Origin of the sequence: Proteus sp. FME41, from assembly GCF_014897315.1 — a bacterium.
GTDB lineage: Bacteria > Pseudomonadota > Gammaproteobacteria > Enterobacterales > Enterobacteriaceae > Proteus.
Window position 1 is genome coordinate 127345 of the sequence record NZ_JABUYL010000007.1, and the last position, 23668, is coordinate 151012.

At 37.2% G+C, this 23668-nt stretch carries 20 protein-coding genes; 9 read left to right on the forward strand and 11 right to left on the reverse strand.

What is annotated here, in order from left to right:
* Positions 1 to 40: 40 nt before the first annotated feature.
* From INT04_RS08655 to INT04_RS08685, 7 genes are all read right to left on the reverse strand, one after another.
* Positions 41 to 466, reverse strand: a complete 426-nt coding sequence (locus INT04_RS08655) for a hypothetical protein (RefSeq protein WP_193015729.1) — start codon at positions 464 to 466, stop codon at positions 41 to 43.
* A gap of 263 nt (positions 467 to 729) precedes the next feature.
* Positions 730 to 1074, reverse strand: a complete 345-nt coding sequence (locus INT04_RS08660; RefSeq protein ID WP_193015730.1) for a cell envelope integrity TolA C-terminal domain-containing protein — start codon at positions 1072 to 1074, stop codon at positions 730 to 732.
* 206 nt (positions 1075 to 1280) lie between these two features.
* Complete coding sequence (locus tag INT04_RS08665) at positions 1281 to 2342, reverse strand: fimbrial protein (protein WP_226894035.1); 1062 nt, start codon at positions 2340 to 2342, stop codon at positions 1281 to 1283.
* Positions 2343 to 2351: 9 nt separating this feature from the next.
* Positions 2352 to 4862, reverse strand: a complete 2511-nt coding sequence (locus INT04_RS08670) for a fimbria/pilus outer membrane usher protein (RefSeq protein ID WP_226894036.1) — start codon at positions 4860 to 4862, stop codon at positions 2352 to 2354.
* A gap of 18 nt (positions 4863 to 4880) precedes the next feature.
* Complete coding sequence (locus INT04_RS08675) at positions 4881 to 5561, reverse strand: molecular chaperone (RefSeq protein WP_193015731.1); 681 nt, start codon at positions 5559 to 5561, stop codon at positions 4881 to 4883.
* Positions 5562 to 5617: 56 nt separating this feature from the next.
* Positions 5618 to 6190, reverse strand: a complete 573-nt coding sequence (locus tag INT04_RS08680; RefSeq protein WP_193015732.1) for a fimbrial protein — start codon at positions 6188 to 6190, stop codon at positions 5618 to 5620.
* Between the two features lie 648 nt (positions 6191 to 6838).
* Positions 6839 to 8641, reverse strand: coding sequence for a sigma-54 interaction domain-containing protein (locus INT04_RS08685; protein ID WP_193015733.1), 1803 nt, complete (start codon positions 8639 to 8641; stop codon positions 6839 to 6841).
* A 364-nt stretch (positions 8642 to 9005) separates the two neighbouring features.
* Here INT04_RS08685 and dpaL point away from each other — a divergent pair, with 364 nt between their 5' ends.
* The 4 genes from dpaL (at position 9006) to INT04_RS08705 (ending at position 14470) form a co-directional block, all read left to right on the forward strand.
* Positions 9006 to 10223, forward strand: coding sequence for a diaminopropionate ammonia-lyase (dpaL, locus tag INT04_RS08690; RefSeq protein WP_193015734.1), 1218 nt, complete (start codon positions 9006 to 9008; stop codon positions 10221 to 10223).
* A gap of 29 nt (positions 10224 to 10252) precedes the next feature.
* Positions 10253 to 11437 carry a YgeY family selenium metabolism-linked hydrolase gene (locus INT04_RS08695; protein WP_193015735.1) on the forward strand — a complete coding sequence of 395 codons (1185 nt, stop codon included), beginning with the start codon at positions 10253 to 10255 and terminating at the stop codon, positions 11435 to 11437.
* A 76-nt stretch (positions 11438 to 11513) separates the two neighbouring features.
* Positions 11514 to 13100, forward strand: a complete 1587-nt coding sequence (locus INT04_RS08700; protein ID WP_193015736.1) for an N-acyl-D-amino-acid deacylase family protein — start codon at positions 11514 to 11516, stop codon at positions 13098 to 13100.
* Positions 13101 to 13195: 95 nt separating this feature from the next.
* Positions 13196 to 14470 (forward strand): MFS transporter, encoded by a 1275-nt coding sequence (locus INT04_RS08705; protein WP_193015737.1) that lies wholly within the window; start codon positions 13196 to 13198, stop codon positions 14468 to 14470.
* Between the two features lie 222 nt (positions 14471 to 14692).
* Here the strand turns inward: INT04_RS08705 and prfH are convergent, their stop codons facing one another.
* The 4 genes from prfH to deoC all read right to left on the reverse strand — a co-directional run bounded on the left by prfH (position 14693) and on the right by deoC (position 18254).
* Positions 14693 to 15304, reverse strand: coding sequence for a peptide chain release factor H (prfH, locus tag INT04_RS08710; RefSeq protein WP_193015738.1), 612 nt, complete (start codon positions 15302 to 15304; stop codon positions 14693 to 14695).
* Positions 15304 to 16440, reverse strand: coding sequence for an RNA ligase RtcB family protein (locus tag INT04_RS08715; protein ID WP_226894037.1), 1137 nt, complete (start codon positions 16438 to 16440; stop codon positions 15304 to 15306). The genes prfH and INT04_RS08715 overlap by 1 nt, the downstream gene beginning before the upstream one ends.
* 313 nt (positions 16441 to 16753) lie before the next feature.
* The gene (locus INT04_RS08720; RefSeq protein ID WP_193015740.1) at positions 16754 to 17530 is read right to left on the reverse strand and encodes a DeoR family transcriptional regulator; all 777 of its coding nucleotides are present in this window, start codon (positions 17528 to 17530) and stop codon (positions 16754 to 16756) included.
* Positions 17531 to 17585: 55 nt separating this feature from the next.
* Positions 17586 to 18254: a deoxyribose-phosphate aldolase gene (deoC, locus tag INT04_RS08725; RefSeq protein WP_193015741.1), complete on the reverse strand. Its 669-nt coding sequence runs from the start codon at positions 18252 to 18254 to the stop codon at positions 17586 to 17588.
* 179 nt (positions 18255 to 18433) lie between these two features.
* Between deoC and rbsK the strand changes: the two genes are divergently transcribed.
* The 5 genes from rbsK to INT04_RS08750 all read left to right on the forward strand — a co-directional run bounded on the left by rbsK (position 18434) and on the right by INT04_RS08750 (position 23574).
* Positions 18434 to 19354, forward strand: a complete 921-nt coding sequence (gene rbsK, locus INT04_RS08730; RefSeq protein WP_193015742.1) for a ribokinase — start codon at positions 18434 to 18436, stop codon at positions 19352 to 19354.
* A gap of 237 nt (positions 19355 to 19591) precedes the next feature.
* Positions 19592 to 20506: an N-acetylmuramic acid 6-phosphate etherase gene (murQ, locus tag INT04_RS08735; protein WP_193015785.1), complete on the forward strand. Its 915-nt coding sequence runs from the start codon at positions 19592 to 19594 to the stop codon at positions 20504 to 20506.
* Between the two features lie 39 nt (positions 20507 to 20545).
* Complete coding sequence (locus INT04_RS08740; protein ID WP_193015743.1) at positions 20546 to 21910, forward strand: PTS transporter subunit EIIC; 1365 nt, start codon at positions 20546 to 20548, stop codon at positions 21908 to 21910.
* A gap of 24 nt (positions 21911 to 21934) precedes the next feature.
* Positions 21935 to 22786: a MurR/RpiR family transcriptional regulator gene (locus INT04_RS08745; RefSeq protein WP_193015744.1), complete on the forward strand. Its 852-nt coding sequence runs from the start codon at positions 21935 to 21937 to the stop codon at positions 22784 to 22786.
* Positions 22786 to 23574, forward strand: coding sequence for a sulfite exporter TauE/SafE family protein (locus INT04_RS08750; RefSeq protein ID WP_193015745.1), 789 nt, complete (start codon positions 22786 to 22788; stop codon positions 23572 to 23574). The genes INT04_RS08745 and INT04_RS08750 overlap by 1 nt, the downstream gene beginning before the upstream one ends.
* Positions 23575 to 23668 lie beyond the last annotated feature (94 nt).

Genomic DNA, 23668 nt, shown 5'->3' on the forward strand with positions numbered 1-23668 from the left:
ACATGTTACGATAATTCTACTTCTACATTTCAACAATTTCTTATTCGGATAAACCCACATTAACAATATAATCCCTACTAAATTCTTTTGAGGCAACAATCATGCTTGGATATGTAGCACCACCAATAGTTATTTTTATCGTTCCAGTATTTGTCGGGGTTCCATATAGTTCCACGCAATTATAATCACGAGTTATAGTGTCAGTATTACCTGCGGTAGAAGATCTCGGGCGTTCACAATTACGAAGGAAAAGGCCTGAATTATTGGGGGAGATAAAGCCAATATTTCTGTGCACACCACCAATAACTGGTCCTCCTAATATAGTAATCTTTTGATAATAAGGTACTCCAACCATGGCGTCATTTAATATCTCATTATCAGGAAGATAAGTTATTTTATTGCCTGATAAACGGCATGAGGTCAGTAAGGGAAAAATTAATATAAAAAATAATCGTCTAATAATCATAGCTATGAAGAAAAATAAGTAAGTTATTGATTAATATATCGTGACATTATAAACCTTGTCGATTTTTTACCTAAATACATAATCTCTAAGGATGAGCTAAATACAGAGATCGTAATAACATCTTTTTATAGACTGTAATATCATGAAAATCGTTATTTTTTAAACTTCATCTCTCCATTTTTAATAAGAAATGTTGATTCACTATAACTATTTGATATGTCAACAATATTATTATCGCTGCATCAACCATTATTACTCATAATCTACGGCCTAAAATCTATATAAAACGTATTTTTATTGCTGATCTTCTTATCTTCTGGAGGTGCAGTAAATATTGTTTCTTTAATAATTTCAATGCCAGCATCACAAAGTGCTTGATCATTTTTTTCATTTCTATCATCTACAACAGCTGAAATTAACTCCCCATCATTAGATAGTGTCACCTTAATCATGCACTCTTTACCTTTATAGCTTTCTGAACCATGAAAATTAGCACTAACTGATTTTTGGGTTTTTTCTACAAAATTTATTATAGGGCTATTATCGATAGAAGAGGCGTTTAAAGATCCAGAGAAAAAGAGACTAAAAAGTAGAATAAGTTTCTTCATATCAATTAACTTCCTTTTAAATTATGTTGTTATCTGTTTTTGGGATTGATTTTATTTTTATAATTATAAGCATCAATTAGAAGATTATATCTAATTAATAACTTGCTTACTGTGTTGCTAATAAAATAACGCCATTAAATCTAATTTAATGGCGTTATTAATCTGTGAGTTTAATTTTTAACTTGGCTTGCTTATCGTGTATTTGTTTAATTAAACTCCAACACAAAGTTTGCAGAAGCACTGAGCTTGCCGGGTTTTACCTCATCGCCATAACGATAATATTCAGCTTTTAACGGAACGTTATTGATACCGCTGGCTAAATCTGCAATTTTTACAAATTCATTATTAATTAACACAGTATCGTTGCTTGCAGGGGCTGAGACGACAAATCCCACCCCTTTGGCATTATTATTATCACCTTCGTTATCAGGTTTGATAATTGTTTTTTGCCCATCGTAACTCGTGGTGTTATGTGCTATTAGCTTAATTTTAGCGGAGGCATTACCTGTACAGTTTATTCTAAGATTATCTTCAGCATATGGGTTATCACGTGGAAATCCGATGCTAGAAAATGCAGTAATAGGCATCTTAGGTAAGTTCATTTCAAGATCCGTATTTTCTGCACTACACGATGTTGGCGCACTGATAATATTCACAGATAGGCGATAACTAAAGCCAACGGCTGTTGTTCCACCACTAGGATTAAAGCGATTAATTAATATTGAGCCAATGTATTGAGTCGTAAAACGGTGTGATTTAGGGTTATCTTTAGTGGCGTAAACAATAACAGTAGCGTCTCTAGTATTAAGCTTGGGAGCATTGACAGGCACCTCTTGTCCTGGCTGACTTCTAAATGAAAGGCCAGACTGATTCTCGATAAGAACATAAGCATAATCGTCTAAGCCTACCGTAGGACCATTGCGTACAACATAATATGCAGGTCTACCATCAATATCTCCATAATATGTTGGCATTACACCACTACCTTCGCTATATGTTGCATAAGCGTAGAACTCTGCACCATCAGGGCAATCAGCAACTGCAACATCAGAGCCATCACGTTTAAAGCTAAAACGTGCAACTTCTTGATTCTTTGTAATCATGCCTTTTAATTCAATTGTGCCACCTCTGGCATCCATCGTTCCATGCTTAATACCGCCGTTATTTACGCAATCAGGTGCGGCTTGGCTATAAAAAGAGAGAGAGGATAAACTAAGAATAAAAATTAGAAATAATAATTTATTCATTTTATTTTTTAAATTAGCCATTTTATTTCCTTATTTACACTCAGTATCTAAAATATATAAGCCATTAACCGGTGCTTTATTGTCACTGTCATAAGTTGCATAACAGGATTTGTGCTCTCCATTTATTATCCACGAAACTTGAATGTGACCTTGAGGTTTATTGGCAACGAAATAGAGTTGATGAAAACTGGCAATTAATTGAGTTTCATCATTATTAATCACGGCTTTAGCGCCCATCGGAATGGTGCTTTTATCAGGTGTTTGTAATGTCAGCAAAAATTTGAATCCTTTTTTAGCCTCGAAATCAGCAAGTACTAATGCACCTTTTGTCGGAATAATATTACTAATAATATTATTCGAAATTTCAGTGTTATCTGGAATAGAGCGAGTATCAATACGGATATTGTTTTTCTGGTAAGGTGACATGCCAGAAACAACGGCTAATCCACTATGATTGGTTTTAATAGACTGACCATTAATCACTTCTACACCTGAGGTATCTTTTGTCAGTATTAATGCATTGGTTTGTTGCAATGAAGGGGTAAACACAGCACCGTATTGTGTTGCAACTAATGCACCACTTACACCGTAGTTAACATTTTGCTTATCTTGAGTATACGAATAACCCGCATTAATAATGGCACTTTGTGCTTTATAAGAGCCATTTAAACCACCATTGTAATTTACACCTTTGTTGCCATATCCTTGGTAAATATCCCAATTAGCTTGGTTTTTATCACCATAGGTTCCACTTAGACGTGCAGTTTGTAATACTTGGTTATCATTGTTTGTTGATATACCGTAATTAGCCCAAACGTAATTTTCATTCCATGAAAATGGAATGCTGATATTCATACTGACATCATGACTGTTTTTATTTTTATCGTTATAACGACTACCATCGTAATAAGTATAATAAACGCTGTAGTTAACTTTATTTATTGCGCTATTAAAACCTGCATTATAGGAATGAACCGTTTTACCATCGACATATTTATAGATAATAGAGTTAACGTTTATTGATGCGGCGTTAGAAAATAAAGGTTGATTTATCGAGAGTGTATATTCATTTTTTAATCCGTTGGCAGGATTGTATTTTTTATCTTTATGCTCCATTGCCTGATTAAAATTAAGAAAATTAGCATCAAAATGACGATAACCAACCAACGAAAGGCTGGTATCTGTGACTGAAATATTTTTAGAATAGTTGACTCTAAATGCATTGCCATGTAATGCGTCATTGCCATTATTAGTCGAAGAGTTTGCATACAGTAAATCGGTTGTGATGGCACCATAGCTACCTAAATTTACGCCAGTACCAATACCGACAGACTGGTATTTTTCACCTGCAAGCACGCCACCATAAAGTGTTACATAATCGGTTAAACCATAGAAAGCTTCAGCTTGAACGACGTAGTTACCATCAGCATTGTTGTTACTGTCATATTTACCAGTTGAAACGCTATATTTTATTTCACCTTTTCTTTCTAGGTTGGCAATAGAAGAAAAAGGCACAATGAAATTCTTTTCAGAGCCATCGGCTTCCGTCACAGTGACATATAAGTTACCGCCACTGTTCATTGGGTAATAATCGGTGATATTAAAAGGCCCCGCAGGTACACTGCGCTTATAAATGACTTGTCCATTTTGGGTAATCGTAACAATAGATTCTGAGTTTGCGATACCCGAAACGCTTGGGGCATACGTTCTATTTTGTGTTGGTGTCATTAGTCTATCAGTAACTAATTTAATACCTCTAAACTTTACTGAATCAAAGAGTTGTGAAGAAGAATAGAGATCACCAATCATTAATTCACTATTAATTTGAGTTATTGCTCTGGAAAGCACATTGCTTAATGTGTTCCATTTTTTATCACCATTTTCATTTTTAGACCATGTTGAATAGTTATTGAAACGCCAAGGTCCTAAATTAACTTGGGTTTGAATGTTGCCATAATAACTATCAGTCGTATTACCGTGACTACGACTATTAAATGAAGATAATGCGTAATTAACGAGTAATGCTGGAATACCTGAATCCCAGTTTTTTATTTCATTTTCTTTAAGTCGGTCTTCATTTACATATAACTGTGGTAAGGTTAAAACATACTGCTTTCTATTTAAATCTAAATAACCACTCGCATTATCGATATCGTTGAGATTAATAAAATCATTATTTTTGTTTTTATTAATCACATCATAAGGAAGATCAACTCCTGCGTTATACCACTCTTCAGGCGAAAGACGAGGCGCTAATATATTATTATTATCCCCATCTTTCATTAAAATAAAGTCGAATTCACGAGTCAATACTCGATTGTCGTTGATAAAAAGTGCAACTGTATAGATGCCGGGTGCAATAGTATTTTCTCTAAAGACATTAAGATCTTCATTAGTGACTTGCTGAGAGCTTCCTTCAATAGTTAATAAATTAGCAGGATAATAATCATTTGCTGATATATTGAATGAAGTAAATAAAGCGCCAGCAATAAATAAATAAAGTGGCGATTTATTGAAGTAATTATCCATTTTCTTTTTCATATTGAATAACAACGCTTATTATAATGAGAATTCAATTGGAAGGCTTTTACCAAAGTCGTCGATATAAAATAATTTTATCTTTTCTTTACCAGAAAACGTTTTATTTATATTGATGGTTGTTTCTGATTTTGGTGAAAGAAAACTAGGTACTTTTTCAATCTCTTTTTCATCAATAATCAGTTTTCCAATGTTAATAAAATAAGGTGAGTTATTTGATACCATAAGGCTATTGTTTTTTACATTCCACTTTAACTCTTTGATTTTATCTTCAATGTTGGTGTTATTTAAAGATTGTGGTCTGTAAATAAGTTTGATTCTATTAGTCATGGAATAGCGAAGAACATTTTCTAAATTTTCATTACTTGGTGAGACAAACTTAACGTTGACCCAATACATAGATTCGATATCATTGGGCAAAGTTGTGTTTTTAGTCACTTGTAAGGTATTTTTTTGTTGTGCAATTAATTTAATTAATGGAGGCGTAATAACAAAATCTTGGGTCAGTTTTCCATTGAGATCTTCAACCCAAGATTGTAATAAGTAATTGGTGTTTTTATCACTATTAAATGCAACAAAACCTTCATTATTATTTGTTTCATTATATATAACACGCGTTGTTTCTAAACCAAATCCAGCAAAGCTTGATGTGATTGAGCTAATTATTAAGCCTAATCCTAAAAGTGTTTTTTTTAAAATCATCAGAAATCACCTTGTTAATAGATGCAGGTTAAATAAATATTAACCTGCATTTTTTATTATTGATAAGTCAGAGTATAATTCAGTGTTGCATCAGCACGACCTGCTTCAACTTCATCATCAGTACTGACATACTTAGCAATAAAAGAAAGTGTTTTTGATTTGATATCACCAGTATCTTTAATTTCATATTCTTCAGTAAAATTTATTGTATAAGGTGTTTCTAAATCATACTCATCATAAATATGGATACCGACATTTTTTGCCGTATTTGAATCATTAGGATTATCTAGCGCTAAAATTTGATTAGAACTACTGTCTGTTTTGCCTTCTAATTTTAATTTAACTTTACCTTGAGGTGGGCAATTAATTAAAGAGATATCTAACTTTCCATTACCGCTACTACCACCGACTTCACTACCTGAACCACTAAATTCACTGGTTGCATAGCGTCCCATATTAACGTTACCGTCAGAGCCGGTACCATTAATATCAATAGTGCATGTTGATGAATAAATTAAACCTGTAAAAGAAATTTGTCCTGTTTGTTCTTCAGCTGAAACAGTGGTACTTGCCGTTATTGCAGAAATAACGAAAGCTAATGGAAGTAATTTTTTTGTTAAAGTAGGCATGTTGACCCCTAGATATTGATATAAATAATTTTTTAATGAGAAAGAATTAAGGCTATTTACTTTGGTATATGTTTGTTATTCCTATCGGAAAATTAGTTTAAATGATTAACCTCTATCAGCACTTAAAATAGATAAACCAAATAACAAAATAAATCTTAGATAAAATAGCTCGTTAGTATTAATCATAAAAATAGGTAGTCACTTTGTACTATTCTATTTTTTATGATTAATGCTAATTTTCACATAGCAATTGGTTTTACTTTTGCGTGAATGGATTTTATGCAGTTTATTTCTTTGTGTCCTATGTACTGTGTTACAAAATTTCCTTATGAAATATAATAATTTCATTAATAAGATAATGAAAATTAAATAATTTATTCTTTCTTTTCAATTGGTTAATTTCTGGTGTGGTATAAGGAAGAAGAAGAGATAGTTTAAATTTACTTTATGGAAAATATATTTTGTTACAAATAGCATTAAATTTAAAATATCATAATGACAATACTTTATAAAAAACCATCATTAAAAGAAGCGTTTCTAATAATCTAGATAAAATAATGAGTAGAAATAATTCTTATTAAAGTTTTTGTATCAATTTAAATCTATTGATTAAATTATTAATATTTAAAAATACATCTTAAATACTCTTTATTGTGCTTTCATTTTTCTATATAAGGTAGCGATACTTATCCCTAAAATTTCTGCCGCTTTTTTCTTTCCTTCTAATGTTGTTCCTGTTTTTTCTAATACACCGATAATGGTTTGATATTCGGATGTTAGGCTCAGAGTTTTTAATCGCTCTCGTGTGCCTAAGGATTGAGTTTGATGCTCATTATTTATTTTGGTTTCTACATAGAGACTATTGAAATTTTCTTTTTCTAACAGTTCATAATGCGGCGCTTCTAACAGATAGGGTGGAAGGTGGCTAAGGTTTAAATCGACGGTATCGCCTTGCATAACATACATATATTCAATCACATTGCGTAACTCTCTGATATTGCCGGGCCAATCATAAGAATATAAGTAATTAATAATAACGTTGGGGATCTTTGTGGAAGGTCTTTGATAGGTTAAAGCCAGATCATCAGCAAAGAATTGTGCAAGCTCTGCAATATCTTCTCGGTGATCACGCAAAGCGGGGGCATGAATAGGCACCACATTAAGGCGATAAAAAAGATCTTCTCGAAACAGCCCTTTATTCACCATTTCGCGCAGATCTTTATTTGTGGCGGCAATAATGCGTACATCAATATTAATTATGTTATTAGAGCCAACACGGGTAATGCTTTTTTCTTGAAGTACACGTAAAAGCTTGGCTTGTAAATGTAATGGCATATCACCAATCTCATCAAGAAATAAGCTACCACTATGTGCTAATTCAAATTTACCAATACGCCCTTTAGGATCCGCGCCACTAAAGGCACCGCGAACATAACCAAAAAGCTCGCTTTCTAGTAGTTGCTCAGGAATAGCTGCGCAGTTAATGGTAATAAAAGGCTGTTTTGCTCGTAGGCTTTGTTGGTGAATAGTGTAAGCAACCACCTCTTTACCTGAACCACTTTCTCCTGTAATGAGAACACTGGCATGGCTAACAGCCACTTTACTTAACATGCTTTTTAATTGAAGCATATTTTGTGAATTACCAATTAAAGGTGAGTGAGGATTTTCATCAACAGATAAGGTATTTACCTGTGTCATATAATCGCGGGCATCATGAAAAATAACCATTGTCAGTTGATCATTATCAACCGATGAAAAAGTAATTTTTTTACATAACACATGATAGCGTTGTTGATTTAGTATTAACCATGCTTCTTCATCACCATAAAGAATATCCCCCGTCATATCGATATCGAGAGATTGCCCAATCAATTCACAATCAAAAAAGCGCAAAGCAGAAAGATTGGCGTGCCAAATCTTACCTTGGCGATCAACCGCAATAACACCTCTGTCCATCACATCAATTAAATTTCGAAAAGTACCAAATCGCTCTTGTTCTTTAAGCCTTTCAAGGCACTCAAAAATACGACTTGAAATCATCTCTGAAAATTGTTCGATAAAGGTGATAAAAGCTTGTTTTTGTTTCATCAAAAACATTTTTTGCTCTCGGTTAGAACAGATAATTCCAATGACACCAATAACTTGGTTATTCAGAAAAATAGGGGCATTAAGATCAAGCTCTTCCGTACAAGTTAAGCGATTTTGACAGAGTTGGCAGAGGCTATTTTCTTTCGGATCTTCAATCAAAATCGTTTTTTGTACTTGCAGTACATGGCGATAAATATGCCCATTATTAGAGACATCTTGATTAAGCATATAACGGTAACGGCCCGTACCCGCAATACGAATTAAGTTGTTATCAATAATTTCAACATCGGTACCTGTGATGCCTGCAATAGCGTCAGTGTATTTGCTTATTTCATCTTGTAGCGTACTAAGTAACGAGTGCATCACATTCTCACCTTGGAATTATCAATATTGATAATAAATTATCATTATCTATTTTTAATTAAATATTTAATTGTTATTTATTAGTTAGTTATTTGTTTTTTGTATAAAGCTCACACAGTTTCTTATTATTGATAATTTATCACTTAAATAAAACCGACGTGATCACAGCTTTTCTACATGATTCATTTCTTCTTTTCGTTTTCATTAAAATAAATAGATTTAAAATCAGTTTGTTATGTGTCTTTTAATTCATTTTTTTGGGAGTTGGCATACATATTGCCCTATAGGGGATAACCCTATGTGTTCCGATTCATCGCGATATTGGGTTATCGCGAATTTTAAAGTGTGATTAAGAGGTAATTCCATGCAGGAGCAATTGCAGTATCTGATTAACCAAAGTTCATTTACACGAAAACCAACCGCGTCGCTGGCTCCTTTTCGTTATGAAGAGTTAGCCAAAGCGTTAGATTTTCACCGAACTATTCCAGGATACGCACCTACACCGTTATTCCATTTATCCCAACTGGCTAAAACGTTAGGGGTTGGCGAGTTATATCTCAAAGATGAGTCTTTCCGTTTTGGTTTAAAAGCATTTAAAGCGTTAGGTGGAGCTTATGCGATGGCGCGCCATATTGCTGATTTCCTCGAAATGGACATAAGTGAATTACCTTATGAGGTAATTCACAGTGATGAGATCAGGAAAAAGTTAAATGGTGTCACTTTTGCGACAACCACTGACGGGAATCATGGACGTGGCGTTGCTTGGATGGCAAGACAGTTAAAGCAAAAAGCGGTGGTCTATATGCCAAAAGGATCTTCACAAGAACGTTTGGATGCTATTTTGCGTGAAGGTGCCGTGGCTGAAATTGTGGATATGAATTACGACGATGCGGTAAGAATGACCGCTGAAATGGCTGAAAAATATGGCTGGATCGTGGTTCAAGATACTGCATGGGATGGCTATGAAGAGATCCCGCTTTGGATCATGCAAGGCTATGGCACCTTGATGCTGGAATCACTCGCACAATTACACGAAGTCCCCCCGACGCATATTTTTGTGCAAGCCGGTGTGGGCTCTTTTGCGGGTATGGTGCAAGGCATGGTAACCGCTGCTTATGGTAAACAAGCCCCAAAAGTGATTGTGGCAGAAGCACGTATTGCCGACTGTTTATATCAATCTGCTGTATCAGGAAAAGCGGATGCTATTCCTGTTGGCGGTGATTTACAAACAGTGATGGCGGGGCTTGCTTGTGGTGAAGCGAACAGTATTGGTTGGAATTTATTACGTGATTATTCAGCGGCATTTTTCTCTTGCCCTGATGCTGTTGCGACGAGGGGAATGCGGATTTTAGGGAACCCTTTACCTGGTGATCCGCACATTATTTCTGGTGAATCTGGCGCCGTGACAACCGGGTTGCTTTCTATTTTGATGCAATCACCTGTTTATCAGAGCGTGAGAGAAGCGCTGGAATTAAATGAAAATGCAAGAGTGCTTGTGATAAGCACGGAAGGTGACACTGATCCTGAGCGCTATCGCGATATTGTGTGGGATGGTGAGTTGCCTAGCTTCAAACAATTTTAAAAAACAAATAAGTCTTTTGGAGTGAAAAAATGTTATCAGCAAACCGATTTGATGAAGTTATTAAGAATTGCCAATTATTAATCCAACAAAAAAGCTATTCAGGTGAAGAAGGTAACGTTGTTAAAGTCATAGAAGAAATGATGAAAAACTATGATTTTGATGACATTCATATTGATAAATACGGCAATATTATTGGTGGAATAATAGGTCAACACCCAGGGAAAACGCTTGTTTTTGATGGTCATATCGACACCGTACCTGTCAGTGAGCGTGATTGGAAAGAAAAACCTTATGGCGCAGAAATAAAAGACGGCAAGATTTATGGTCGTGGCACCAGTGATATGAAAGGTGCTGTGGCTGCGATGATTTCGGCCATTGGTTTTTATGGTCAAGATAATCAGCGTAATTTTGCGGGTCGTATTTATGTCTCTTGTATTGTGCATGAAGAGTGTTTTGAAGGTGTTGCTGCAAGGCTCGTTTCAGAACGCTATAAACCTGATTATGTGGTAATTGGCGAAGCTTCGGAATTAAACCTCAAAATTGGGCAACGTGGTCGAGCTGAAATTGTGGTTGAAACCTTTGGTAAGCCTGCTCACTCTGCTAATCCTGATGCGGGGATCAACTCTGTTTATAAAATGGCAAAACTGATCGAGAAGATCAGAACGTTAACGCCATCCGTTCACCCTGTATTAGGAAAAGGGATCTTAGAGCTTACTGATATTAAGTCATCACCTTATCCGGGAGCTTCTGTCGTCCCTGAATATTGCCGGGCCACTTACGACCGCCGTTTGTTAGTGGGGGAAACTAAAGAGGCTGTACTGGCTCCATTACAAAAAGCGATTGATGAACTCTCTGCACAAGACAATGATTTTAAAGCTAAAGTTTCGTACGCGTATGGCACTGAAAAATGTTACACCGGCGCCACTATTGAAGGTGAACGCTTCTTCCCAGGTTGGGTATTAGAAGAGAGTGATCCTTATGTTCAACGCGTTTTAAAAGGACTGCGTGAGTCAGGCTTTAAACCTACTGTCACACAATACTCTTTCTGTACTAACGGCAGCCATTATGCTGGCGAAGCAGGTATTAAAACCATTGGCTTTGGCCCATCTCGTGAAAACTTAGCGCACACCATTGATGAATATATCGAAATTGAGCAACTAAAAGGTGCTGCAAGTGGTTATTACAGCATGATGAACAGTATTTATCACGATTAATACTTACTCAATAAATCCTTACTAAAAGAGTATCTGACAACATGGCTTGTTAGATACTTTTTGGAGAAATAACAGAATGAAAACAATATTTAAAAATGCCACTGTTATTGATGGAACAGGGGCTAGTGCATTTCAAGCTGATGTTGTCGTTAATGAAGGAAAAATAACAAAAATCGGTCAGTTTGAAGCCAATATTAATGATCAGATTATTGATGCAACAGGGAAAATAGTCTGTCCCGGTTTTATTGATACTCACACTCACTCTGATCTTTCAGCACTGCTTAATCCTGCCTTATCTGCCAAAATTCGCCAAGGGATCACTACGGAATTGCTAGGACAAGATGGTGTCGCGTTAGCACCCTTACCAGAGCAATATATTTCAGCATGGCGCAAGAATATTGCAGGTTTAGATGGTGATTCTGACAGCATTGATTGGCATTTTAAAAATACCGAAGGTTACTTGGGGATGTTGGAAGCCAGAGGCTCTGCTACCAATCTTGCTTACCTTGTACCGCATGGCAATATCCGAATGGAAGCAATGGGATTAGAAGGTAATCCTTCTACGCGTGAAGATGTCGCCAAGATGTGTGAGATCTTAGAACGTGAATTAAAAGCAGGGGCATTTGGTTTATCAACAGGATTGATTTATATGCCTTGTGCCTTTGGTGATACCGCTGAAATGATTGAGCTTTGTAAGGTTACAGCAAAACACAATGGTATTTTTGTCGTTCACCAGCGCAGTGAAGCTGACGATATTATTCAATCAACTCAAGAGCTTATTGATATTGCTAAAGCATCGGGTGTTTGGTTGCATATTTCCCATATGAAGGTTTGTGGTAAGAAAAACTGGGGATTAATCGACGAAATGCTCGGTATGTTAGAGCAAGCACAAAAAGAGGGCATCCGTATCTCTTTTGACCAATATCCGTATGTGGCAGGCAGTACCATGCTTGGGGTGATTTTACCGCCTTGGGTACATGCGGGAGGAACAGAGAAATTATTAGAGCGCTTAGCGTCTCCTGAACTGCGTAAAAAGATGATTGAAGATATCGAAAAAGGCATTCCGGGTTGGGATAATTTCATTGATTTCGCAGGGTTAGAAAATATTTATGTCACCAGTTCTAAAACAGAAAAAAACCAAGATGCCGTTGGACTTAGCCTTGTAGAGTTAGGCAAATTAAGAGGAAAAGATCCGTATAACGCGACCTTCGATCTGCTATATGAAGAAGAAAATGCAGTAGGGATGGTGGATTTTTACGGCACAGAAGAACACGTTATCAAATTCTTATGTCGTCCTGAACAAAATGTCTGTACCGACGGATTAATGGGAGCAGGTAAACCGCATCCTCGTGTATTTGGTGCATTCCCGCGCGTTTTGGGGAAATACGTCAGAGAAGAAAAATGCCTCACTTGGGAACAGGCTATTCGCAAAATGACAGGCAAACCTGCCGAAGTGCTTCGATTAACCGATAGAGGATTAATTAAAGAAGGCTACGCCGCAGATATTGTGATGTTCAACCCCGAAACCATTATTGATAAAGGCACGTTTGTTGAACCAAACCAATACCCAGAAGGGATCGAGTTGGTGATGGTCAATGGGCGTATCGCTTTAATTAATGGTGTCGAAAGTTACGCCTGTAGTGGTCATGTTCTAAGAGCATAACAACACAATAACGCTCTTAAACGTCAAATATTATCTCTGTTTATCACGGTTGTTTTTCAACCGTGATGGTTTCCCCTTACCTGAGGAACAGGAAAATGAGTTCAAATATTATTCCAGACATTCATCAGAAAAAAACATGGAAAGCGCGTTACACCGTTTTATCCTTGATTTGGTTAGCATGGTTACTTTCATTTTTAGATAGAATGGTGATGAGTGTTTCATTACCCTTTATTGGGCGTGATCTTAATCTTGATACCACCCAGCAAGGCTTAATTATCAGTGCATTCTTTGTTGGTTATGCGGCATTCCAAATACCCGGTGGTTTCTTAGCTGACCGCTTTGGTGCTCGAAAAATTATGGCTATAGGGATTGCATGGTGGTCTGTTTTTACCAGCTTAACGGGTATGGTATTTACGTTACCGTTGCTACTTGCTGTGCGATTTTTATTTGGTATTGGTGAAGGCTGTTTTCCCTCTGCCTCTTGGAAAATGATCTCCACTTACTTTCCTTCTAAAGAGCGGGGTCGTGCAACCGCCATTCAATCAACAGTAAATACCTTAGGGCCAGCATTAGCGGTGATTGTCGCTGCCAGTATTATTGGTGCGTTTGGCTGGCATATGGTGTTTATTGTTTTAGGTATTCCGGGTTTATTAATTGCCGCAGGTATTTACTTTTTTACTCGTGATAACCCGAAAGATCACCCCAGTATTACTCAAGAAGATCTCGATGAGCTGGCAGCCGATGGCACATTAACGGACAAACCGGTTGACGCTGTTCCTTTTAAAGATGTCTTAAAAATGCCAGTGTTATGGCAAATGGCTGCGATTTGGTTTCTGTTTGATATTACCTTTTGGGGATTTTCAACATGGTTACCCAGTTATTTAATTACTGTACGTGAATTCTCTTTAGCGAAAACTGGGGTAATGGCGGCTATTCCATTCTTATTTGGTGCGGGTGGGACATTATTAGGGGGTTATGTTTCTGATAAATGTAAAGCTCAGCGTAAATGGCTTTATATGCTGACAGCCGTTATTGCCGCAGGTTTTTTATATATGACATACACAGTTGAGAGTGCCGATATGGCGGTAGTTTATCAGTGTATTTCTGCATTATTTATGTTCTTTGCTATGGCAATGTTCTGGGGGATTTTGATGGATACTATCCCAAATAAAATCATGGGACGTGCTTCAGGTATTGTTAATTTCGGCGGACAAATGGCGGGTGTTGTTTCCGCACCAGTGATGGGTTTCTTAATTAAAGCCAGTGGTGGCAGTTATGACAGTGCATTTATGTTTATGATAATTGCATTAGTGGCATCTGCTGTGGTGACATTCACAGTTAAAATGCGAAATACACCTGCAGAAATTTAATTAATCAGCATTAATAACATTTATATTTAAATAAATGTGATGCTATTAAAAGAATTAAGATTCACTCAATAAAATAGATGTATTAACGGTAAGATTAATTTATTAAAACTCATTATATGCTTTATTTGTGTTTTAATTTAAAGTGTCTTATTGCAGGGTATTTTTGTCTTAAAAAAGCCACGATTAAAAAATCGTGGCTTTGCTTTTGTTAGATTAATAACATTATTTGCTTACCAGAACAAAGTCATTACCACTAAAACAGAGTGTGGCATCACCGCGAATAACACGGTGGTGAGCAATATGGCGTTGGCTATTTAATGAGGCGTGTTGCTTCATCATATAAGTTTCTAAATGCCATGCAATAAGTTGCTTAGCGAGCCTTTTATTGGCGTGCTGGCTACGTTCTGACTGTACTTTTACACTAATGCCCGTGGCAATGTGTGTTGCTCTGACCGCAGATTCTGTTTTGTTAACATGCTGACCACCGGGGCCATTGGAACGCATGGTTTCAAAGACAATTTCGGTGTCATTTATTTCATTCGGTTGTTCAAAACAAGCGATACCTATAAACCAGTTTTTACGCTTATGTCGTGGTCGTAACGTGCTTGCACACTGCCATTGTACAGAGCCTGCCCACTGTTGTGCGATAGCGTGTGCATCAGCACCTTCAAGAGATACTAATGCTGATTTTAAGCCATGACGCGAAGGCTCTTTTTCAAGAACAGTAATATTAACTTGCTGTTTTATCGTTGATTTTAAAAAATAATTTAAGGCTTTTTCAACGGCTAAACAGCACTCTTCAGGGCCTTGTGCGGAGGTGAATTGTAATAACATTACGCCATCTCTCCACTTGTTTTGTAGGTGATCACGGGTTTTAAACGTGCGATAACGTCGATTAATCCAATGCTGACCATACTTTCAATGACAGTCTCAATTGATTTATAAGATTGAGGTGCTTCTTCATAAATCAGTTGTTTATTGGCACAAATAATACGGCTACCTAATGCAGTTCGTGAAAGTTGTAAGGGGGTAAAACGGTGTGATAAACGACCTTTACACTCTGTACGCATCCATTTTCTACCCGCACCATGAGGTAATGAATGCAGGCTTAATTCAGACACAATGGGTTTAACAATATAGCTGTAATCACCGCGTGATCCCGGAATAACGACCATCTCGTGATGAGCGGGTGTTGCCCCTTTACGATGTAACCAGCCTTGTTGACCATGCAATTTACAAGGCTCTACAATGTTATGATTTACATCAGAAATAACTTCACCTTGAGTGCGAATTTGGCGCATCATTCTTTCACCAATAAGGCGACGATTAATCTTTGCATAATCAAGTGCTTTATTGTGAGCTTGCAAATATTCATTTGCCTCTTCGGTATTTTCAATCAACCCTTTGTGACCAAATTGTTCAGTGTGGGCACGTAAAATAGATTGCCCTAAACCCCGAGAACCGCTGTGAACTAATAGCAATAATTGTTTTTGATTAATGCCACTTTCAGCGAAAAGCGTTTCATTAATCACTTGGTCAATTTGCTGGAATTCAGCAAAGTGATTACCGCCCCCAATAGAGCCCAAAGAGCCGGCAAAAGGATGATTTTGCATCTCAGTCGGTAGATGTGCTTCTAGCCATTCTGACGGCGCGATATCACTCATTTCGCTCAATTGTTTCTCTGCTTTATCTAAGTTGAGTTTGCTGTTTTTAAACTCAGTTTGAAAAAGTGTCATGCCACAGCCAATATCATTACCGACCAGAGCAGGGTAAAAACGATTAACCGAAAAAAAAGCAGCTCCAATAGGATAACCACGACCAGGGTGTAGGTCTGGCATACCTGCCACATAAGCCATATCAGGAAGTTGAGCGGTTGTTTCTAATTGTTGGATTGCTTTGCTTTCAATCCAGGTATTATCCGATGCGATATAACAAACGCTATCAGATAAATAATGAACACATTTGTCCATATACCAATCCATATAATATAAAGGATAAAAAAATAAATTGATTGGCGGACAGCAAAAAGAAGGAAAAAAGGATTACTTCTGAGATTGTCCGCAAAGAGTATTCATATTTGTAGTTGTCATGGGATACCTCCTTGCAGTTAAGTGAAATGGATAAGAAATAATAAATCGCGGGCATAGTAACCACTTTTTTTTGCTTTAGCAATTAAAAAGTGGTGTGCTTTTTCTTTATTTTAAAAAAGAGAATAAAAATAATTTATTTAATTTAAAACTTATCGTTATAACGTTTTTATTTTACTTAACGAGCTATTCTTAATTAATAAATGACTTTTACTGAGTTTCTTCGACAGTAATTTTCGTAGTCATCTGTTAATTTTCTATCAGTGATAACAACATCGAATTGCGCTAAATCGCCCATATTGCCTGTCGCTGTTTCATCAAAATAGTGATATTTCGTTAATAAAATTTTACGAATAGATTTATCCATCGCTTTTTTCTTCATATGAAGGTCGTCGATGTTATAACAGGTAACACCAAAATCAAGATGAACGCCTTCAGCAGAAATAAAGGCTTTTTTGGGATTAATGCTATCAAGATAAGAAGATTGAGTAGGGTTATAAAAAGAGTCGCTTTTAGGGCGATATTCTCCGCCACAGAGTAAAACAGTGGCATTTTTTTTCTGGCTTAATGCAAGAAATACACGGTGAGAATAACAAATACCCGTGAAATGTAAGTTATCAGGAATAAGCTCAATCAGTGTGGGAATAAATTGCCCATTATCGAAAAAGAGCACATCACCGTCAGATACCATTCCTGCAGCAAGGTTGGGTATATGAAGTTCTTCGGTTTGGTCGGGTGTAATAATGTCAGAGGATGTTGAGATTAACCCAGAATGTGGTTGGGCTAAGGCAACAACATAACCCCCGAGTAATGACATTGGAAACGGGTTTTCTACATCAGAACTGAGGTCTCGTCTGATAGTCATTTCTGAAACTTCAAGGATCCTTGCGGCGTCTTTAAGATGTATGCGACCTGAGCGTTTAATACATTCACTGAGGCGGCGCAAACGTTCGTGCTGTTTGGTCTCTATCACCGAAGGATCCTTGTGTTATCGAATAGCGTACTCCAAAAAAATATACGCTAAATAATTAGTAGTTTGATTCAGGTGCATCTGAATCTGTTGCAATTGCAACACTTGCGCTAGCACCGATACGAGTTGCACCTGCTTTGATCATGTTTAATGCAGTTTGACGATCACGAACACCACCTGACGCTTTCACACCAACTTCGTCACCGACTGTTTTACGCATTAAAGCAACATGATGTTCTGTTGCGCCCATTGTACTGTATCCTGTTGATGTTTTCACAAAATCAACGCGGATCTCACGACACATTTCACAAACTAAACGTACTTCGTCATCAGTTAATAAGCAAGCTTCAAGGATAACTTTCAGTGTTGTGTTTCCACAAGCCGCTTTTACTGCTTCGATATCTTGTTTCACAAAGTCTAAACGATCGCTTTTTAACATACCGATGTTGATAACCATATCGACTTCTTGTGCGCCTTGGCGAATAGCTTCTGCAGCTTCAAAGGCTTTAGTTGCAGTTAAACCTGCGCCAAATGGGAAGTCGATAACACAACATACTTTTACATCACTTCCATCAAGGCAAGTTCTTGCTAAAGGGATATAAGAAGTGTTAATACAAACAGAGAAGAAACCATGTTCTACTGCTTCAGAACACAATTTCTTGATTTGTGCTTCAGTTGTATCTGCAGCAAGAAGGGTATGATCGATATAATTAGCTAATGGACGCATTGTATATTCCTTAATAAGAAGATTGTTATTTATCACTCATGTTAGTTTGGCAACATATTAGTGCCGTTTTAACAAGATAACAATCACAAATGATATTTAAATAACATGATACTGTTATACATCTATCATAATGTCACTATTTTCACATTTATAAATTTCACATAAGAGTAAGAGGCGCTATGGATATCGCAGTGATTGGTTCAAATATGGTGGATTTGATCACCTATATAGATAGGATGCCAAAAGAGGGAGAAACCCTTGAGGCGCCGGCATTTAAGATTGGTTGTGGTGGCAAAGGCGCAAATCAAGCGGTTGCTGCGGCTAAATTAAATTCAAAAGTGATGATGCTAACCAAAGTCGGCGACGATATTTTTGCTGATAACACCATCATGAATTTAGAATCTTATGGCATTAATACACGTTATGTTGAAAAAGTACCGGGTACAACAAGTGGTGTTGCGCCCATTTTTGTGACTTCTCAATCATCAAATAGTATTTTGATTGTTAAGGGGGCTAATCAGCATTTATCGCCAGAAGATATTGATAGAGCGGCAGAAAGCCTGAAAAAATGCAAAATAATTGTACTGCAATTAGAAATTCCGCTTGAAACGGTGTATCACGCGATTGAGTTTGGTAACAAACACCATATTCCCGTATTATTTAACCCTGCACCTGCTTCAAAAATGTTAGATCTTAATATTGCAGCGCGTTGTGATTTTTTTGTTCCTAACGAGACAGAACTGGAAATTTTAACCGGTATGCCAATTACTACGATGGATGAAATTCGTGAAGCCGCTTGTTCTTTGCTGCAAAAAGGTTTTAAAAACGTCATCGTCACATTAGGTGAAAAAGGCGCGCTATGGATGAATGGTGAAATTGAAAAATATATTCCCGCCATTGAAGTAGACGCAATAGATACCAGTGGTGCGGGGGATGCCTTTATTGGCTGTTTCTCTCATTATTATGTTCATACTAATAATATTGAAGAAGCCTTAAATAAAGCGGTGATGTTTTCAGGCTTAAGCGTTGCCGGCAAAGGCACACAATCTTCTTACCCAAGTATTGAAGAATTTGGGCAGTTTTTAGGTCAAACCAAGTAATACACATCGCGACTACCCTGTCTTTTATATTCTCCTAATTATTTTAATAACAATATAATTGGGAGAATACCTTTAAAATCAATTAATTATTCTATAAATATTATTGTGTTGATGTTTCCATAGAGAAAATAGGGAACATAATGTGATTAATTTCACAATTTCATGATAAATAGAATTGAAATAAAATTTCATTAGATGTAGTTTTATATGAAATTTAGTTTCACTGAGGTTGTTGTGATGAAAGAAGATGCATTGAGTGAATGTCTTAAAAATGAAAGTAACCAAGAAACAACCCAGTTTTCTGAGTTGAGTGCATTGGAATTGGTCACACTTATCAATAATGCCGACATGACCGTTGCTTATGCGGTACAAAAAGAGTTACCTGCGATTGCTAAAACTGTGGAGAAAATAACTGAACGCTTACAAAAAGGCGGTCGTATTTTTTATGTGGGCGCAGGAACAAGTGGTCGATTAGCGGTGTTAGACAGTGCGGAATGTCCTCCTACTTTTGGAGTCTCCCCCACACTAGTGCAGGCCATTATTGCGGGCGGGCATGATGCAATGCTAAAGGCGGTTGAAAATATTGAAGATAGCCAAGAAGCAGCGATTGAAGAGCTTCAGCGCCGTCATGTTAGTGCCAAAGATGTGGTTATTGGTATTGCGGCGAGTGGTCGTACTCCCTTTACCGTCGCAGCTTTGCAATATGGTAAAAAGATCAACGCATTAACGGTATCTATTACCACACGAGGTCAAAGCATAATGAGCGAGATTGCTGATCTCTCTATTGCGCCAGATGTGGGCGCAGAGGTGTTAACAGGCTCTACAAGAATGAAAAGTGGTACTGCTCAAAAAATGATTTTAGGTATGTTAAGTACCAGTGTTATGACCAAACTGGGAAAAGTGCATAAAAACTTAATGGTCGATGTGATTGCAAGTAATGAAAAACTGCAACGTCGTGCTGAGGGTATTGTCAGTGACGTATGTGGTATCTCTGTTGAAAAAGCGAGAACATTGTTAGACATGGTCAACTATCATCCTAGAAAAGCGATTTTGATGTATGAACTTCACCTTAGTGTGGAAAGTGTCGATCAAATTACACAGCAACACCCTTATTACTCACTACAGCAGCAACTTGCCCTATTTAACTCATAACAATATGCGTAAGCATCTTGAACGCTAGCAGGCACATTTATGGCTAATAAAATAGAACATCTCGATACGTTAGCGCTAGAAATAGAAAAACACGTGGGCGGGTTTCAAAATGTGGTTACCCTAACACATTGTATGACCCGTATTCGTTTGATTTTAAAAGACAGTTCATTATTTAATACAGACGCTTTAAAGCAAGTCGAAGGCGTTAAAGGTGTTGTATTTAATGGTGAGCAGCATCAAGTGATTGTAGGAATGGGAACAGCCGCAAAAGTGTATTCCATTATGAATAAGCGTATGCAAGCAGGCTCAGAAAATAACGAAGAAACCCCAGCGTCAACACCAGTGAAAAAAGGGTTTTCTATTCGTCGCATGCTCAATACATTAGCGGCTATTTTTGTTCCTACGATCCCTGCATTAATTGGTTGTGGTTTGATCATGGGGCTGATTAATATTATTCGTTTAATAGCGCCGGGCTTGGTTGAGCAATTCCCTGAATTATTTAAGTTATTAAAATTAATGGGGAGTACGGTGTTTGTGTATCTTTCTATTATGATAGGGATAAATACCGCGAAAGAGTTAGGTGCTTCAACCTCGATTGGTGCAGTAATGGCAGGATTATTAGCCATGCCAGGGCTTGCCGATATCACTTTATTGGGTGAGAAATTACAGCCAAATAGTGGCGGGATCTTTGCTGTATTAATGGTGGTGGTGTTCTCTTCAAAATTAGAATTATGGTTTCGTAGTATCGTTAAAGAGAGCCTCGATCTTATCTTAACGCCGTTTGTAACGATTTTAGTCTCTTCACTTGTGGCGATTATGATATTCCAACCAATTGGTCATTACCTTAATCAGTTATTAGCGCAAGGCGTATCATTATCACTTTTAAACCAAGGGGGTGGCGCAGTTGTAACAGGTGCGGCGTTAGGGGGAAGTTTCTTATTTTTACTCTTAACGGGATTACATCAAGGGTTAATTCCTATTCATACCGAAATCTTAAATACTTTTGGTTTAAATTATCTGTTCCCTATTTTAGCCATGGGCGGAATGGGGCAAGTAGGCTCTTGTTTTTGGGTTTACTTACGTACTAAAAACCAACGTTTAAAGAAAACATTAATGGGCGCATTGCCTGTGGGTATTTTCGGTGTTGGTGAGCCGTTACTATTTGGTGTTTCTCTTCCATTAGGAAAACCTTTTGTGGCGGGATGTATTGGTGGTGCTGCTGGTGGTGCATTAATGGCCTATTTCCAAGTTGGGATCATTATTCCATTTGGTACTGCTGGGTTATCATTAATTCCATTAGTGGGTGATGGGCAAATTATTAAGTTCTTGATCGCGGTATTAGGTGCATGGATTGTCGGTTTTATTGCCAGTATGCTGATGGGTTTTACCGATCCAGAGAAATAAATAAGAAATCAAAAGGATAACAAAATGTCTACGCTGACCAAAAAGTTGGAAAGTTTGCTAATACAAGGCAAAGGTACAGAACAACGTATTGCTCATTATCTATTAGAGAATAGTGAGAATATTGCCAGTATGAATGCGGCTGATCTGGCACTTAAAGCAGGTGTAAGCAGTGCTTCTGTTATCCGTTTTTCTCGTCAAATGGGATATCGCGGTTACCCCGAATTTAAAATTGATTATCTTTCAGAAGAAAAGCAACAAAAAAGCAGTGGCGATATTCTTTACGGTAATTTAGCGAAAACAGACCCGACGGAACTAATTATTTCAAAAACAGGGCATCTATTTACTAGCGCTATTCAGGATTCATTGGCTTTACTAGATCCCAAGAGTATTGATCTACTGGCTGAAAAAATGGTATCTGCAAAGCGTATCGTATTATTTGGTATTGGTGCCTCTGCGGTTGTTGCGAGTGATATTTTTCATAAACTCATTCGAGTCAATAAGAACGCATTATTCAGCTCAGACCTTCATGCTCAACTGGCTTATTCTGCAAACGTATCGGCAGATGATTTTGCAATTGCAGTCACTGCGCGTGGCAATACTGCTGATATTAATCGGATGTTGAAATCAGCAAAAAATGAAGGTTGTTTAACAATGGCATTAACGCGTTTTGGACAAGATGAAGCAACTCGATTATCCGATTATACATTGCCTTATTTTTATGATGAGCAACATTCACAATTAGGCGTGATTACACCACAGGTTCTGCAAATGGTGGCTTTTGATGTTCTGTTTTTTAAATATATGACATTAGCCAATGAGTCAGCAGAAAAAGCTTTATTAAAAGGGCGTGAAGCTGTTATGCAAGGAAATCAATAATGTTACTTATCACCACATTAGCGGTGGGGGCGGTTATTGGTTTAATTATTAGCACAACAGGCGTGGGTGGTGGTGTTATTGTTTTACCTGTGTTGACGTATTTCTTTGGCATGAATGCATTAATGGCAGTGGCAACCGCCAATTTATTATCCATGTTGATGAAAATCACCTCATCTTATATGCATTTTCGTCTTGGCAATATTCCCTTTAAAAGAGCGCTAATTGTATTAGGAATAATGCTACCAAGTACCTTTTTAGCCAGTATTTTGGTTAATTATTTAGGTTCATTAGAGCAGTATCAGCAACAAGTTGAATGGGGAATTAATGCGCTTGTGGTTGCTGCCATAGTTTTTTCTCTGTTTCTCTTTATTCAGAGGATGTTTTTCTCATTACCTCCCGTTGTGGTTGAAAATACAGCATTAGCGCCTTTAAATATAAAAGCACTATTACTTCCAGCAATTGCTGCGGGGGTTATTTTAGGTGCGACAGGGGTGGGTGGTGGTGTAGTTGTATTACCGTTATTGCTACGTTATGCGAACCTTTCTATTAAGCAAGCTATTGGTACTTCTATATTTACCACAACATTGTTATCAGGATCTTCTGCACTGGCTTATATGCAAGATGGGCATACCGATATTCATTTGGCCTTGTTGTTATTTTTAGGATCGCTGATCACTATTCCGCTGTCTAAGTGGTTGTTGATCAGAATGCCTGACAGAGTGTTTCAGTATGCGACTTTGATTTTGATTATTTGTAGTGCTGTAATGATGTTAGCTAAATTATTTTAGTTATTCTGTATAATGATATTAATCTAGTTTTTTATGCTGTTATCGAGGTTGTTTTTTAAACTTCTAGAGAGGTGATCTAGCTCTCATTTTTAGT